The organism is Streptococcus mitis (assembly GCF_001281025.1).
Classification (GTDB): Bacteria; Bacillota; Bacilli; order Lactobacillales; family Streptococcaceae; genus Streptococcus; species Streptococcus mitis_AK.
In genome coordinates this window covers 1,576,979-1,590,995 of sequence record NZ_CP012646.1, presented here as the reverse complement: position 1 = coordinate 1,590,995, position 14,017 = coordinate 1,576,979, and the positions used below count along the sequence as shown (strand labels likewise).

Below are 14,017 nucleotides of genomic sequence, written 5' to 3'. Positions count from 1 at the left end.
TTTTAAGGTTATATTATTTTGGTCTGACAAAATCGTCAGACTTTTTTCATTTTTATGAGAAACGTGCTAACTGTTAGAAATTATGGTAGAATAAAGTATTAAGTAATCGTGAAAAAAGGATATCTATGCGAAAAGAAATTGCACCTGAATTATACAACTATAACAAGTTTCCTGGTCCTGAGTTCCATTTACACGGGGACAAGGTTGAAACGGAAGGGATAGCTTTTTCCTTGGTGGAAAATATCAAGGATGCCTTTGATGTGACGGCTTTTAATCAGCGTTTTTCAGAAGTCTTAACAAAGTTTGATTATATCGTGGGGGACTGGAGTAATGAACAGCTTCGCCTACGAGGTTTTTACAAGGATGACCGAACAGAAGAAAAACTTGAAAAAATCAGTCGTTTACAAGACTACCTTTTAGAGTATTGTAGTTATGGTTGTGCCTATTTTGTCCTAGAAAATGAAGCCCCTAAGCGAGCATCATTTGACAAGAAAATGCGTAAGAAGGAAGAAGAAACATCTTCTAGAAAAGGAAAGAAATCGACTCAAACTAAACGAAAACCGAATGCAGATAAGAAAAATAGACGTCGTCAGAAAGACCAGCATTCTCAGAAAGAGGACAAGGGACAACGTCATTTTGTCATTCGTCAGAAGTGAGTAGAGAATAAGGAGAAGAAATGAAACCGTCAATTTATAGTTTAACACGTCAAACCATGCAGGAATGGGTTTTGGAGCAGGGAGAAAAGAAATTCCGTGCAGACCAAATTTGGGAATGGCTATATCGTAAACGTGTCCAGTCATTTGAAGAGATGACCAACCTTTCCAAGGATTTGATTGCTAAGCTCAATGACCAATTTGTGGTCAATCCCTTGAAACAGCGTATCGTTCAAGAGTCTGCTGATGGTACCGTTAAATATCTTTTTGAATTGCCTGATGGTATGTTGATTGAGACAGTACTCATGCGTCAACACTATGGTTTGTCAGTCTGTGTGACCACTCAGGTCGGCTGTAATATCGGTTGTACCTTCTGTGCTTCTGGTTTGATTAAGAAACAACGTGACCTCAATAACGGTGAAATCGTAGCACAAATCATGCTGGTTCAGAAATACTTTGATGAGCGTGGTCAGGACGAACGCGTCAGCCATATCGTTGTCATGGGTATCGGTGAGCCCTTTGATAACTACAACAATGTCTTGAATTTCGTCCGTACCATCAATGATGACAAGGGAATGGCTATCGGTGCTCGTCACATTACGGTTTCAACCTCAGGTTTGGCCCATAAAATTCGTGATTTTGCTAATGAAGGAGTTCAGGTCAATCTTGCCGTTTCCCTTCACGCACCTAACAATGAGTTGCGTTCAAGCATCATGAAGATTAACCGTGCCTTTCCGATTGAAAAACTCTTTGCTGCTATTGAGTACTATATCGAAACAACCAATCGTCGTGTAACCTTTGAGTATATCATGCTCAATGAAGTAAATGACGGTGTAGAACAAGCCTTAGAATTGGCTGAATTGCTCAAGAACATCAAGAAATTGTCTTATGTCAACTTGATTCCTTATAACCCAGTTAGTGAGCATGACCAATATAGCCGTAGTCCTAAAGAGCGCGTCCTGGCCTTCTATGATACGCTTAAGAAAAAAGGGGTCAACTGTGTTGTTCGTCAAGAGCATGGTACAGATATTGATGCAGCTTGTGGACAATTGCGCTCTAACACAATGAAACGTGACCGCCAGAAAGCAGTCGCAGCAGTCAATCCTTAATGATGAAGAAGAGTTATAATCATGTTTTGGTCTGGGGAGTCATTTTCTATAGCATTTGTATCGTCTATTTTTGCTTTACTCCTCAAGAACAATCTCCCGTGGGAGTGGAAACTCCAGGTATTCAGCATCTTGGACGCCTGGTTTTTCTTTTGACTCCTTTCAATTCTCTCTGGAAACTAGGTGAAGTGAGTGACATTGGACAATTATATTGGATTTTTCTACAAAATATCCTCAATGTCTTCTTACTTTTTCCTCTGATTTTCCAACTCCTTTATCTCCTTCCAAACTTGCGGAAAACAAAAAAGGTCCTTCTTTTCAGTTTTCTAGTGAGTCTTGGAATCGAGTGTACGCAGTTGGTCTTGGACTTTTTCTTTGATTTTAATCGAGTCTTTGAGATTGATGATTTGTGGACCAATACCTTGGGTGGCTATCTGGCTTGGCTCCTCTATAACCGATTACATAATACTAAATGAAAATCAAAGAGCAAACTAGGAAGCTAGCCGCAGGCTGTACTTGAGTACGGCAAGGTGAAGCTGACGTGGTTTGAATTTGATTTTCGAAGAGTATAAAAACAAGATAAGGAATTAAAATGAGTATTTTAGAAGTTAAAAATCTGAGTCATGGTTTTGGTGACCGTGCAATTTTTGAAGATGTGTCCTTCCGCCTCCTTAAGGGAGAACATATCGGTCTGGTCGGTGCCAATGGTGAAGGAAAATCAACCTTTATGAGCATTGTGACTGGTAAAATGCTGCCAGATGAAGGAAAGGTTGAGTGGTCCAAATATGTGACTGCGGGTTACTTGGATCAACACTCTGTCCTTGCTGAAGGCCAGTCGGTGCGTGATGTTCTCCGTACGGCTTTTGATGAGCTGTTTAAAGCTGAAGCTCGTATCAATGACCTTTATATGGAAATGGCTGAAGACGGTGCGGATGTTGATGCTCTCATGGAAGAAGTTGGCGAACTGCAAGATCGTTTAGAGAGTCGTGATTTCTATACCTTGGATGCTAAGATTGACGAAGTAGCGCGTGCCCTTGGTGTCATGGACTTTGGCATGGATACAGATGTAACTTCTTTGTCAGGTGGGCAAAGAACCAAGGTGCTTTTGGCAAAACTCCTCCTTGAAAAGCCCGATATCTTGCTTTTGGACGAGCCAACCAACTACTTGGATGCTGAGCATATTGACTGGCTCAAGCGCTATCTCCAAAACTATGAGAATGCCTTTGTCCTTATTTCACACGATATTCCATTCTTGAACGATGTTATCAATATCGTCTATCATGTGGAAAATCAACAGCTGACGCGTTACTCTGGTGACTACTACCAGTTCCAAGAAGTCTATGCTATGAAGAAATCTCAGCTAGAGGCAGCCTACGAACGTCAGCAGAAAGAAATTGCGGACCTTAAGGACTTTGTTGCCCGAAACAAAGCGCGTGTTGCAACACGAAACATGGCCATGTCCCGTCAGAAGAAATTGGATAAGATGGATATTATCGAACTGCAAAGTGAGAAACCAAAGCCATCCTTTGATTTCAAACCAGCTCGTACACCAGGGCGTTTTATTTTCCAAGCCAAGGATTTGCAAATTGGTTATGATCGTCCTCTGACCAAGCCTTTAAATCTTACCTTTGAACGTAATCAAAAGGTTGCTATTATCGGGGCAAATGGTATCGGGAAAACAACTCTCTTGAAGTCCCTCTTGGGCATTATTCCACCAATCGCTGGAGAGGTTGAACGTGGAGACTACCTAGAACTTGGCTACTTTGAACAGGAAGTAGAAGGAGGCAATCGTCAAACACCTCTTGAAGCTGTCTGGAATGCCTTTCCTGCCCTTAATCAAGCAGAAGTCCGTGCAGCCCTTGCCCGTTGTGGTTTGACAACCAAGCATATTGAAAGCCAAATTCAGGTTTTGTCAGGTGGGGAACAAGCCAAGGTTCGTTTCTGTCTCTTGATGAATCGTGAAAACAACGTTTTAGTGCTGGACGAGCCGACCAACCATTTGGATGTGGATGCCAAGGATGAACTCAAACGTGCTCTCAAAGAATACAAGGGATCTATTCTTATGGTCTGTCACGAACCAGACTTCTATGAAGGCTGGATGGACCAAATATGGGATTTTAATAATTTAACTTAAGAATGAGAGTAAAAGAAATACAGTACCGAATGTGGATACTGTATTTTTTGGTTTTTAAGATTTAATACTCTTCGAAAATCAAATTCAAACCGCGTCAACGTCGCCTTGCCGTACTCAAGTACAGCCTGCGGCTAGTTTCCTAGTTTGCTCTTTGATTTTCATTGAGTATAAAATCTTAGTCTTTTACCACTTCGATGCTGTCGATTGTGATAGCAGTAGTTGGCTTGTCTTTTTCATCTTTTTCTGCTTTGGCAATCTTATCTACAACATCCATACCGTCAATCACTTGACCAAAGACTGGGTGTTTGCCATCTAGACTAGGGTTTCCCCCTTCTTTATAGGCTTCGATGATTTTCTTTGGATACTTGCTTGTAGGGAGTTTAGCAGAGGTATCTGTAGAGTTTTGGTTGATGAAGAACTGGCTACCATTGGTGTTTGGTTGACCAGTATTAGCCATAGAAAGAGCACCACGGATGTTATATAGATAAGGAGTAATCTCGTTTTTGAAACCAGTTCCCTTGTCTTTAGTTTTATCCTTGTCATGCCAGATAGACTGACCACCTGTACCGTCTCCCTTTGGATCTCCAGTTTGGACCATAAAGCCATCGATGACACGGTGGAAGGTAATACCGTTATAGTAGCCTTCTTTAGCATGAGTGAGGAAGTTTTCAACCGCTAGAGGAGCGAGTTTAGGGAAGAGTTTGATACGGATATCTCCTTGACTTGTGTGGAGAATGACTTCAGCCTCGTCTTCAGCAACTTCTTTAGATAGTTGTGGGAAATTGGCGTTTTCGTTTGTCAAAGCATCATTTAACTCCTTGGCAGATTGGGCAGCTGCTTTGGAACTTTCCTCAGCGGCCAAGCTAGAATCTACATAGTCATCACCACGCAAACTACGTTGGATGCTGCTACATCCAGCTAGGGCTACAGTTGATAGTAAAAGAAGGGTTGCTAGTTTTTTCATTCTGATCCTCTCAAAAATTCATTTCTACCATTGTACCCTAAAAGGAAGTGGATTTCAAATATTAGTGACAAGGTAGTTTTAGAGAAAATCGACCAAAAAATCACTTGATTAGAGATTCTTCTTTGGATGGCGGTTGATAATTCCCTTGTATTGTTCCAGTATCTGCTCCCCTTTGGAGTTAATTTGTAGCCACGAACGGTAAAGTGACTTGCTAATTCTTCTTCTGAAAAGTTGTTATGAAGGGTTTGCTCCAGATCTGCAGCCTTCATCTTAGATAGTCCTGTAATTCCCTTGCTTTTCAGAATATTCTTTTTCATAGTAGCATTGAGATGATCAAGTGAGTCAAAAGCTGTTTCAATGACTGCATAACCTTTTTCCACCAGAGTTTTTAAATGTTTAGGGGCATCAATGTCATAAGTATACTCAAAGTATTTTGGAAACCAGATCTTAAGAAAGCTCGTAAAGCATCACAATTTAGTAAACGTTAATTCGAAAGAATTACTATACTTAAAAAGATTACTTTTTTGGGTGTTCTTTTTTATTTTCTTAAAAAATAATTAACTAGACAATAAATGTCCATCCTTTTTTGTAAAATTAATTTATTATAAAAAGAGGTGAGAGTGAATGAATTACTATCAAGTTGAATTTAAGAATCCTGATGATTTTTTTAAAACTCAGACGAATGATTTTATTACGTCTAATCATTTAATTTTTTTGAAAGAAGGAGAATCATACTATCTTATTTCTCAAGAAAATTACAATGACCAAGAAATTATGAAAAAAATAAATGATTTTTTTGATTATGAGTTCTTACTAGCTAAGGTAGAGCCTTTAATAGAAAGTGATTTTATCAAGAAACTTGGCAGAAGTGATATAGGAGATTTAGTCAAATTCTTACTTAGTGCAGAAAAAGAAAGATTTTCTGAACAATTAAAACCCAATTTAGAAAAGTTGGACGAGTTGAATGATATTATTGCCCTAATTGAATTTAAAGGAGCTATTCGAGAATTCATTGATTATATATCCTTCCAAGAAAAAATAAGCAATAATGAAAATCAACAACATTTTTATATTTTTACTGGTGAGAAAGGAACGGGTAGAAAGTTTGCAATCAAGTTTCTAGAGTCTATCTTTGGTATGAATGCGATATTTGTTAATTGCAATCATTATTTTGTTCCTAAAATGAGTGAAAAAGATTTCGCTGTATTAGTTGATTATCTTTCGGCAAGATCAAAAACAAAATCAGATATTTTTGATAATTTTCGACAAAAGAAGGGGAATTCCTTTAATATTATTATTTCTAGAAGCATTCAAGAAGCAGAAGCTATTAGAAAAGAGTTACTCGATGTTTTTAATAAGGTATCAATTATTAATTTCCCCCGGTATGATGAATCAGAGCTTAAAGGAATTGGTATTCAAATGCTAAATCAAAAAGGTGTTCATTTGAGTAACGAAGATTTTGAACGATTAGTAGCTGAAAATCACGTGCTAAAGGATGCCAAAGAAGTTCGCCTTTTTGTTCAAGAGCTTATTGAATTTGCAGTGCAAAATAATTATGATCCTTCAGAAAAAAATGAATTAAATCTCGATGGATTCATTCTCCAAAATAAATCTTCAGTTGAAGATGAAGAAAATGCGGAGAAAAAGCTGAGTGAATTAATTGGTTTAGAAGAAGTGAAAATGGTCCTAAAGCAGCAGTTAGCATATAGTCGAGTTTCTGTAATGCGTCAGGCACATGGATTTAGTAACGAAGTATTAAATCGTCATCTTGTTTTTTCCGGAAATCCTGGGACTGGGAAAACTGTAGTTGCTAGGCTCTTTTCAGAAATTTTATACAACAATAAGATAATTAAAGAGAATAAGTTAGTGGAGGTAGGTAGAACGGAATTAGTTGGTGAATATGTTGGTCAAACTGCTCCAAAAGTAAAAAGAGTTTTTGATGATGCAAGAGGGGGAGTACTCTTTATAGATGAGGCCTATAGTCTTATTCCAAGTAGTGATAGAGATTTCGGACATGAAGCTATTTCAGCGATTATACAGGAAATGGAAAATCGTCGGGATGAGGTTTTGGTTATTTTTGCTGGTTATGAAGAATTGATGGCTCAATTCATTGAAACTAATCCAGGATTATCCTCTAGAATTTCCAGAGAAATAAAATTTTTCGATTATACAATTGATCAACTAATTGCTATTTTAGAATTGATGATAAATAAAAGACATTATCAATTAACCGACGATTGTAAGATGGTACTACGTCAGCATTTTTCAGAAGTTGTAAATTGTAGCAATTTTGGAAATGCTCGATACGTTCGTAAATTAGTAGATGAGATTGTCTTCTGTCAAGCACAACGCGTGGTTGAAGGTGATAAGATTCAATTAGAAGATGAAAACTTTTTAAATCAAATTACATTGACAGATATCAATAAGGCTATTGTAGCTATTGAAGCAAAATCTTCAAAATCAATATCGTTGATAGGATTCGGAAGGTAGAGAAATCTATAGTAGGCTCTAAAAGAAGAAATCGGTGCTTGAAAAAGAGTACTATCAGTAAAAGATTTGAACTAAGAAATTGATTGAATCTGAACCATTGGGAATGCTATAATATTAGTAAAGGATTAGAATTATATGAACGACCAAGAACGCTTATTAACTATATTTTTACGCTTACAGTCTGGCGCGCATTTATCTAAGGCTCAGCTTGCTGATGAATTTGGTGTTAGTGAAAAAACTATACAACGAGATTTTTCTCTCTTGTCTGGTTTCTTAGATACACAACCAATGGTTGCAGCAGAGCTTGCTTATGATGCAAAGCACCATACAAGATACTTAAAAGGAAAATCTTTGTTTAATAAAAAGGATATTCTTGTAATTTCAAAGATTTTACTAGAAAATCGATCTTTGAATAAGGAAGAAAACAAGTCATTACTTGATAGTTTATTAGCACTTATTTCAAAAGATGAGCAAAATGAAGTTTCCAGTATTATTGCAAGTGAGTTGCTAAATTATGCACCATTGTCAGATACACAAAATCGTATTGATAAGGTTTGGGAATGGTCTGAAATGATTCGTAAGGAATTGCTACTAGATATTGAATATCAATCTCCCTATAATACTAAAAAGCATCATACCATTTTCCCGGTATCGCTTTATTATGATACTCATTACTTTTACATAGTAGCTTATAATTTAGTTTTTGATTCTTATATGACCTTGAAACTAGATAGAATTCTTAGTTGGGTAGAATCTAAAGAAAAGAAAAAACCTTCTCTCTCATATGGAAGAAAATTTCGTGATGGAGACATTCGTAATAAACGTGTAGATCCATTCATAGGAAAAGAGTTAAAGATCAGAGTCCTATTTGTCAATGATTCAGCAATTGTTGTTGATCAATTCCCAACAGCAAAAATTATTGAAAAAACATCAAATGGTAATATTATTGAATTTGTGAGTCAGGATACACCAGGGCTGAAGAGGTGGCTATTGGGTCAAGCGGAATCCTTAAGGGTATTGTCTCCACAGTCGTTAATTGATGACATGAAGATTCTTATTAAGAAAATGGAAGAAAATTACATTGACTAGATGTTTGAGAAAGACTGGGAGAAAGTTTTATCTGTTATAAAAGAATACTGTGAATTTCACCAACTAAAGGAGAAGATGAAATGAGTAGAGTTATATATAGAACTCGTCCATTTAGCCCCTACGCTAAGTATAGCAAGTATTGGAACGAATACATTCAAGAGGGTGACGAGATTATTAAGTACGTTTTTAATAAAGTTAAATTTCCCGACAGAGAATTAAGAAATAAAATATACTCAGATGAGAAACAAAGATGGACTATAGGTGATATTAATCTTCCTGATTGGTTATATGGATATGTGGTCAACGCTGATTTATCTGACAATGCCAAAAAAATTGTCAAACAATGGAGATTAGAGAAGTATATTTTTGAGTTAAATAATTACAAAGAAAAAGGCTATTTCATTGATGAAGAAAAGAAAATTGTGATAACGGATCGGGAAATATTAATGTTCCGAGAAGACTCAGAAATACCTTATTGGGATAAAATCACTTCCTTAGTAAAAGAAGCTTATAATCGTATTCGTATTACGCCTCAAATGTTGGAGTTGGTAAAAAAAGATTTTGAGACTCAAACAGTGGATTATGAAATACTTTGTGAAATGGCTGAACAAAATAGGAAGAAAAACGAAGAGAAAGAAAAAGAATTTTTAGCCAAGCAGCAAGAATTACAAGAGAAAAAAGATTACGAAGTAGCTATTCAATTGTTTTTAAGACTACAAAAAAACTTAGTTGATATAAAGCCAAAGTTAAGTGAAGAAGGAAGAAAAGAAATTGATCATCTTCTTAATTTAATCGATGAATCAGAAGTAAGTCGTGTTAGATATGATATTTTACATCAAGCGGGAGTCGAAATAATCTTGAAAGAAAAAAGTAAGAGAGGCTAATTTGAATGGATTATGTGACTAGAATACATTTAAAAAGAGACGATAACATTAGGAAAGAGTTAATTGGCTTCTGTTTAAATAATTCTGAACAGTATCTTGCACTTGGTTGGAGTCGCTTAAGTAGCGATATTCGGGAAGAAGACTTTAATGAATACTATGGACGAATAAAAAAAGAAAGAGGCAGAGCGAATCCAGCAATAAATGTTTTTAAGGATGCTCAGATAGATGATTTATTCTGGACACGAGATTTAAGTGGAAATTATTGGATATGTAAAGCGAAATCTCAAGCCAAAGTAGTTTGTGATACTCATTTGGATATTGGATCAGTTATCCAAGTTGATGCATTTAACGTGGGAATGCAAGTCCCTGGACAGATAAAGTCATCGTTTAATAGACCTCTTGGTGGTACAGTTGAGAGGATACGGGATAAAAGCATAATTGAATATTCAAAATTGATATTTAATAAATTTTCGAAAAAGAATTATTTTGAGGTAACAACCTATAGTGGAGGTCTCCTCGATAATCTACCTGAATTTGATTTAGAAGAACTTGTCATCTCATATCTTCAAATTAAGGAAAACTACTATGTCCTTTCTAATTCAATTGCAAAGAAATCAACTACTATAAAAATTGAATGTGAAATGATTTCAAGAGAAATTGATAACCCGAGAAAAGCAGTAGTTCAAGTGAAAGGAAAGAAAGCAAAGGAACTTGACGCCTTAGAATTTAAACAATACTTAGATGAAGGCTATATAGTATATTTATATGCTCCGAGAGTGATAAATTTAGATAAGATTGAAAATGTAGTTAGGATAGGGGACAACGATTTGTTAGATTTCTATGAGAAGTATAAGTTGATCCTACCAGCATCTATCACTCAGTGGGAAAACTTATTTATTGGGGATTGATAAATGATGAATATGTCGCAATTTCATGAATATATAATTGTATGAACTTTTTAGTAAAATTTAGCTCAATTCGTGTGTTTTTAGGGTGAAATTCACACCATTTAATTGAAAGTTATTCAAATTAGATGAAAATTTGTTTTCTAAAAAAACGAGAAAACGTTGATTTTAAGAGAATTTTGAATCATATTCGAATGGAAATTTTTAAAATCATGTTTCGGTGGTAAAAGTTCCAAAGTGGATTCTCCATAGTAGAATGATATCTCCTGCCAGGAGATTGTCTTTAAGTAGTACCATATTTCGTTTAGGAACGGGCTTGGGATTTAGGAGCCAAGCATCCACATCACGTTCAGGAGAGATAAAGGTTTTGACTTGATGGTCTTTGTAAATGTTCTCTATTGTAGTATTCATAAAGTTTCTCTTTCTAATTTATCTTTATTAGTCTAACCAATTTATAAATGGTGTAAAAATTTTATAGTCTGTCAAGTTTTTTTCTTGACACCTGCCAGAAATCTGCTATAATAGAACATGTGCTAAATAGCTCAGCTATTTCACCGAAATAAAAAATAAGAAAAGAGACTTTAAAAATGGCAGTTAAAATCCGTTTGACTCGTATGGGTTCTAAGAAAAAACCTTTCTACCGTATCAACGTAGCAGATTCACGTTCACCACGTGACGGACGTTTCATCGAAACAGTTGGAACTTACAACCCACTTGTTGCTGAAAACCAAGTAACTTTGAAAGAAGACCGCGTTCTTGCATGGTTGGCTGATGGAGCTCAACCTTCAAATACAGTTCGCAACATCCTTTCAAAAGAAGGTGTATTGAAGAAATTCCACGATTCTAAATTCTCAAAATAAGTTTAAAGTAGGTTGACAGATGGATACGATTGAAAATCTCATTATTGCGATTGTGAAACCCTTGATTTCACAACCAGATGCCTTAACTATCAAGATTGAAGATACACCAGAGTTTTTGGAATATCATTTGGATCTTGATCAAAGCGATGTGGGTCGTGTAATCGGTCGTAAGGGTCGCACTATTTCTGCGATAAGAACGATTGTCTACTCTGTCCCAACTGAAGACAAAAAAGTAAGAATCGTTATTGACGAAAAATAAGAAGGGCGGGACGAATGTCTCGCTTTTTTTGCAAGGAGCAGGATATGAAGGATTTAACGTTTAGACAATTACAAGACTACCTACTGGAACATTACCAGCAGTCTCGGACTGAGGAAGGTCTCTTTATGAAGTTAGTGGAGGAAGTCGGAGAAGTAGCTGAAGTTTTGAATGGGCGCTCTGGTCGAAAAGAGGGAGTTCAAGATTCGAACGAGGAACTAGCAAAAGAACTGGCTGATATCATTCACTATACAGTTGCTATCGCAGCTATTAATGATATTGACCTTATCAAGACTATCTTTGAGAAAGACAAAACTGCAGCCATTAAGTACCAACATGAACGTGATTTGGAAGGATTTTTGAAGGGGGACCTCTAAGACAATAATAAATGATTTTTACTAATAAAGAAGGTATTAGTAAATATAAGAAAGAGAAAGCAAGGAAAATGGTAGATTATGCTATAAAAGTAAGGAATTTCCAAGAGGTAGACAAGCTAGAACTTGTGAGATAAGAACGAGAAAAGCAGGTCAGCATAGCTGCCTCCTTTATAGGCAACGAGAAAGCATTTATCAGCTTGAAAGAGTGATAGTAGGCATAAAATATAAATCCTAGAAATAGCATCTAGCATTTTACTATGCTACAATGGAAAGACAGTCTCAAAGAATTCTAGTCAATTAATCTTTAGAATAGCTATTTTTAAAGGGAGTAACAGTCTATGAACGAGAAAACAAAAGCTTACCTAGCAGCTTTATCCTTTTCAGCAATCATTGGATTTTCTTTTTTATTTACTAAGATTGCTTTAGGCTATGCCAGTCCTCTCACAAACTTAGCGCATCGCTATACAATCGCAGCTTTAGTAATGGTTGTTCTTTATCAAACCAAACTTATTAAAGTGAGTTTAAGTAGAAAAGATATTCTTTCTATTCTGCCTATGAGTCTTTTCTATCCTCTTCTCTTTTTTATTTTTCAATCCTTTGCTTTACAGTATATATCGTCTTCTGAAGCTGGAATTTTACAGGCTCTTGTCCCGATTTTTACTCTCCTTTTAGCATCGGCCTTTCTCAAGGAAAAGACAAGCTTGCTTCAAAAGTTCTTTTTATTTTTATCCGTAGCAGGAGTAGTTTTCATCTTCCTTAGCAAAGGAGCTAACTTCGGTACTGAGACTGCTAGCTTTGGCTTTCTCTTGATGTTGGGATCTGTTCTCGCCAATGCAATAAGCAATATCCTCAGCAAGTCCAAAGGAGGTCGCTATCAGGCCATAGATATGACAGCTGTTGTGATATTTGTTGGCTTCGTCACCTTTAATACGCTGAGTCTGACCTCGCACTATCTAGATGGCAACATATTAGCTTACTTTGCGCCACTTGGACAGGTATCTTATCTGCTTTCAATTCTCTATTTGGGAATTCTAGCCTCTATCGTTACTGGTAGTCTCTCTATCTATGCTATTGTTCAACTTGGAGCATCGACCGTTAGTGTCTTTGGTAATCTTGGAACAGTTTTGACTATTCTAGCCGGAGCTCTTATCCTCCACGAACCAATTTATAGCTACCATGTGATCGGAGCAACATTGATTATTGCTGGAATTTTAGGCATGAATCTGATGAGAAAAAAGTAAAGATTGCTAAGCAGTCTTTTTCTTAATCTAAATGATACAGAAAATTCAAAATTTTTAATGGACTAAGTTTAGAAAACGATGATTTTAATATAGCATGATAAAATAGATAAAAAGAATAATACTAGGATAAAGAAGAGAGAGTTTAGAAATGAAGCAAAATGATATAGCTGAAGCTATTGCTTTTTATAACAGAAAACCCGAGACTTTGGTACGTCACATTATACCAGGCTTAGATTGTGATTTGGTTGTTTATCATCGTCCTGGAAACGCAAGTAAAGGCCACATTATTTTTTATCATGGAGCTTGTGGCCGTAGTCAGATGTGGGCTCACCAGTATGATGCCTTTGAAGGATTTGACCTCTATTTTGTCAACGTTAGAGGACAGGGTGAATCACCTATGAAAGTTGGCCTACCCGACTTAGAAGGTGCTGTTCAAGATGTAGATGCTATTTTGTCCTATTTCCAGTTGGATAAGGTGATATTGGTTGGTCATTCTTGGGGAGGAAATCCACTTCAAGAGTACACCTTTCGCCATCCAGAAAGAGTCCTAGCCTTGGTCATGGTAGATAGTTGGGGACAGCATCGTTACCTATCAGATAAAGAGAGAAATCGCATAAAATATAGTTCCCTTATGTATAAAACGATTCCTTGGAAGTTGATTGCAGATAAGAACTCAAAAATGTGTACAGATAATCCTATCACAAGAGAATTAGTCAAGACGGCAATCATAGAAACTGGGCGAGATGTTTTCTTGAACCTTGGAATCACAGGTTTCTTGGCAGTTCATGAGATAGAAGGATATAAAGGAAACCCTCCTATGCTATTAGTAAGAGGCGAAAATGATTTTCCCAAACACCTAAAAATGATCTACGATGATATCATTGCCTTAAATCCCAATGCGCGTCAAGTAACGATTTCAGATAGTAAACACCAACCGATGAATGACCATCCTAAAGAGTTTAATCAGCTTATTGGTGAATTTTTTGAAGAAGTAGTAGGCCCGTAAGATAGGAACTATCCAACTTGAGAAAATCTTTGGAACGTGATAAAATAAAGGA

At 36.5% G+C, this 14,017-nt stretch carries 16 protein-coding genes; 13 read left to right on the top strand and 3 right to left on the bottom strand.

The genetic code is table 11. From position 1 onward, the window contains the following. Positions 1-125: 125 nt before the first annotated feature. From RN80_RS07815 to RN80_RS07800, 4 genes are all read left to right on the top strand, one after another. Positions 126-656: a YutD family protein gene (locus RN80_RS07815; RefSeq protein ID WP_060628553.1), complete on the top strand. Its 531-nt coding sequence runs from the start codon at positions 126-128 to the stop codon at positions 654-656. A gap of 20 nt (positions 657-676) precedes the next feature. Then, a complete protein-coding gene (gene rlmN / locus RN80_RS07810; protein WP_000804760.1) occupies positions 677-1,762 on the top strand; it encodes a dual-specificity RNA methyltransferase RlmN in 1,086 nt (361 codons plus the stop codon). Continuing rightward, positions 1,762-2,235 (top strand): VanZ family protein, encoded by a 474-nt coding sequence (locus RN80_RS07805; RefSeq protein WP_049542941.1) that lies wholly within the window; start codon positions 1,762-1,764, stop codon positions 2,233-2,235. Before rlmN ends, RN80_RS07805 begins: the two co-directional genes overlap by 1 nt. A 116-nt stretch (positions 2,236-2,351) precedes the next feature. Next, a complete protein-coding gene (locus tag RN80_RS07800) occupies positions 2,352-3,893 on the top strand; it encodes an ABC-F family ATP-binding cassette domain-containing protein (RefSeq protein ID WP_000025378.1) in 1,542 nt (513 codons plus the stop codon). 175 nt (positions 3,894-4,068) lie between these two features. Here RN80_RS07800 and RN80_RS07795 read toward each other — a convergent pair whose 3' ends face one another. Together RN80_RS07795 and RN80_RS09985 are read right to left on the bottom strand one after the other, a co-directional pair. Then, positions 4,069-4,857, bottom strand: coding sequence for a peptidylprolyl isomerase (locus RN80_RS07795; RefSeq protein ID WP_060628552.1), 789 nt, complete (start codon positions 4,855-4,857; stop codon positions 4,069-4,071). After that, positions 4,854-5,237: a hypothetical protein gene (locus RN80_RS09985; protein ID WP_004234198.1), complete on the bottom strand. Its 384-nt coding sequence runs from the start codon at positions 5,235-5,237 to the stop codon at positions 4,854-4,856. Before RN80_RS09985 ends, RN80_RS07795 begins: the two co-directional genes overlap by 4 nt. Positions 5,238-5,481: 244 nt before the next feature. Here RN80_RS09985 and RN80_RS07785 point away from each other — a divergent pair, with 244 nt between their 5' ends. From RN80_RS07785 to RN80_RS10145, 4 genes are all read left to right on the top strand, one after another. Beyond that, on the top strand, positions 5,482-7,347 hold the full coding sequence (locus RN80_RS07785) for an AAA family ATPase (protein WP_001110403.1): 1,866 nt from the start codon (positions 5,482-5,484) through the stop codon (positions 7,345-7,347). 135 nt (positions 7,348-7,482) lie between these two features. Continuing rightward, positions 7,483-8,436, top strand: a complete 954-nt coding sequence (locus tag RN80_RS07780) for a helix-turn-helix transcriptional regulator (RefSeq protein WP_000999613.1) — start codon at positions 7,483-7,485, stop codon at positions 8,434-8,436. Positions 8,437-8,516: 80 nt separating this feature from the next. After that, a complete protein-coding gene (locus tag RN80_RS07775) occupies positions 8,517-9,320 on the top strand; it encodes a hypothetical protein (RefSeq protein ID WP_000091993.1) in 804 nt (267 codons plus the stop codon). Positions 9,321-9,325: 5 nt separating this feature from the next. Beyond that, positions 9,326-10,228 (top strand): hypothetical protein, encoded by a 903-nt coding sequence (locus tag RN80_RS10145; RefSeq protein ID WP_000386831.1) that lies wholly within the window; start codon positions 9,326-9,328, stop codon positions 10,226-10,228. A gap of 207 nt (positions 10,229-10,435) precedes the next feature. Here RN80_RS10145 and RN80_RS07765 read toward each other — a convergent pair whose 3' ends face one another. Then, positions 10,436-10,636, bottom strand: coding sequence for a hypothetical protein (locus RN80_RS07765; RefSeq protein ID WP_001098347.1), 201 nt, complete (start codon positions 10,634-10,636; stop codon positions 10,436-10,438). 176 nt (positions 10,637-10,812) lie between these two features. Here RN80_RS07765 and rpsP point away from each other — a divergent pair, with 176 nt between their 5' ends. From rpsP to RN80_RS07740, 5 genes are all read left to right on the top strand, one after another. Further along, positions 10,813-11,085 carry a 30S ribosomal protein S16 gene (gene rpsP, locus RN80_RS07760; RefSeq protein WP_060628551.1) on the top strand — a complete coding sequence of 91 codons (273 nt, stop codon included), beginning with the start codon at positions 10,813-10,815 and terminating at the stop codon, positions 11,083-11,085. 19 nt (positions 11,086-11,104) lie between these two features. Next, complete coding sequence (gene kphA / locus RN80_RS07755; protein WP_000379617.1) at positions 11,105-11,344, top strand: RNA-binding protein KphA; 240 nt, start codon at positions 11,105-11,107, stop codon at positions 11,342-11,344. 44 nt (positions 11,345-11,388) lie between these two features. Further along, positions 11,389-11,718 (top strand): MazG nucleotide pyrophosphohydrolase domain-containing protein, encoded by a 330-nt coding sequence (locus RN80_RS07750; RefSeq protein WP_004234201.1) that lies wholly within the window; start codon positions 11,389-11,391, stop codon positions 11,716-11,718. A 338-nt stretch (positions 11,719-12,056) separates the two neighbouring features. Then, complete coding sequence (locus RN80_RS07745; RefSeq protein WP_001003374.1) at positions 12,057-12,959, top strand: DMT family transporter; 903 nt, start codon at positions 12,057-12,059, stop codon at positions 12,957-12,959. Between the two features lie 148 nt (positions 12,960-13,107). Beyond that, positions 13,108-13,965: an alpha/beta fold hydrolase gene (locus tag RN80_RS07740; RefSeq protein ID WP_060628550.1), complete on the top strand. Its 858-nt coding sequence runs from the start codon at positions 13,108-13,110 to the stop codon at positions 13,963-13,965. Positions 13,966-14,017: the final 52 nt, after the last annotated feature.

Excerpts from the sequence above, each read along its gene's own strand:
- RN80_RS07815 (WP_060628553.1), top strand. The coding sequence starts at position 126 with ATGCGAAAAGAAATTGCACCTGAATTATACAACTATAACAAGTTTCCT.
- rlmN (WP_000804760.1), top strand. The coding sequence starts at position 677 with ATGAAACCGTCAATTTATAGTTTAACACGTCAAACCATGCAGGAATGG.
- RN80_RS07805 (WP_049542941.1), top strand. The coding sequence starts at position 1,762 with ATGATGAAGAAGAGTTATAATCATGTTTTGGTCTGGGGAGTCATTTTC.
- RN80_RS07800 (WP_000025378.1), top strand. The coding sequence starts at position 2,352 with ATGAGTATTTTAGAAGTTAAAAATCTGAGTCATGGTTTTGGTGACCGT.
- RN80_RS07795 (WP_060628552.1), bottom strand. The coding sequence starts at position 4,857 with ATGAAAAAACTAGCAACCCTTCTTTTACTATCAACTGTAGCCCTAGCT.
- RN80_RS07785 (WP_001110403.1), top strand. The coding sequence starts at position 5,482 with ATGAATTACTATCAAGTTGAATTTAAGAATCCTGATGATTTTTTTAAA.
- RN80_RS07780 (WP_000999613.1), top strand. The coding sequence starts at position 7,483 with ATGAACGACCAAGAACGCTTATTAACTATATTTTTACGCTTACAGTCT.
- RN80_RS07775 (WP_000091993.1), top strand. The coding sequence starts at position 8,517 with ATGAGTAGAGTTATATATAGAACTCGTCCATTTAGCCCCTACGCTAAG.
- RN80_RS10145 (WP_000386831.1), top strand. The coding sequence starts at position 9,326 with ATGGATTATGTGACTAGAATACATTTAAAAAGAGACGATAACATTAGG.
- RN80_RS07765 (WP_001098347.1), bottom strand. The coding sequence starts at position 10,636 with ATGAATACTACAATAGAGAACATTTACAAAGACCATCAAGTCAAAACC.
- rpsP (WP_060628551.1), top strand. The coding sequence starts at position 10,813 with ATGGCAGTTAAAATCCGTTTGACTCGTATGGGTTCTAAGAAAAAACCT.
- kphA (WP_000379617.1), top strand. The coding sequence starts at position 11,105 with ATGGATACGATTGAAAATCTCATTATTGCGATTGTGAAACCCTTGATT.
- RN80_RS07750 (WP_004234201.1), top strand. The coding sequence starts at position 11,389 with ATGAAGGATTTAACGTTTAGACAATTACAAGACTACCTACTGGAACAT.
- RN80_RS07745 (WP_001003374.1), top strand. The coding sequence starts at position 12,057 with ATGAACGAGAAAACAAAAGCTTACCTAGCAGCTTTATCCTTTTCAGCA.
- RN80_RS07740 (WP_060628550.1), top strand. The coding sequence starts at position 13,108 with ATGAAGCAAAATGATATAGCTGAAGCTATTGCTTTTTATAACAGAAAA.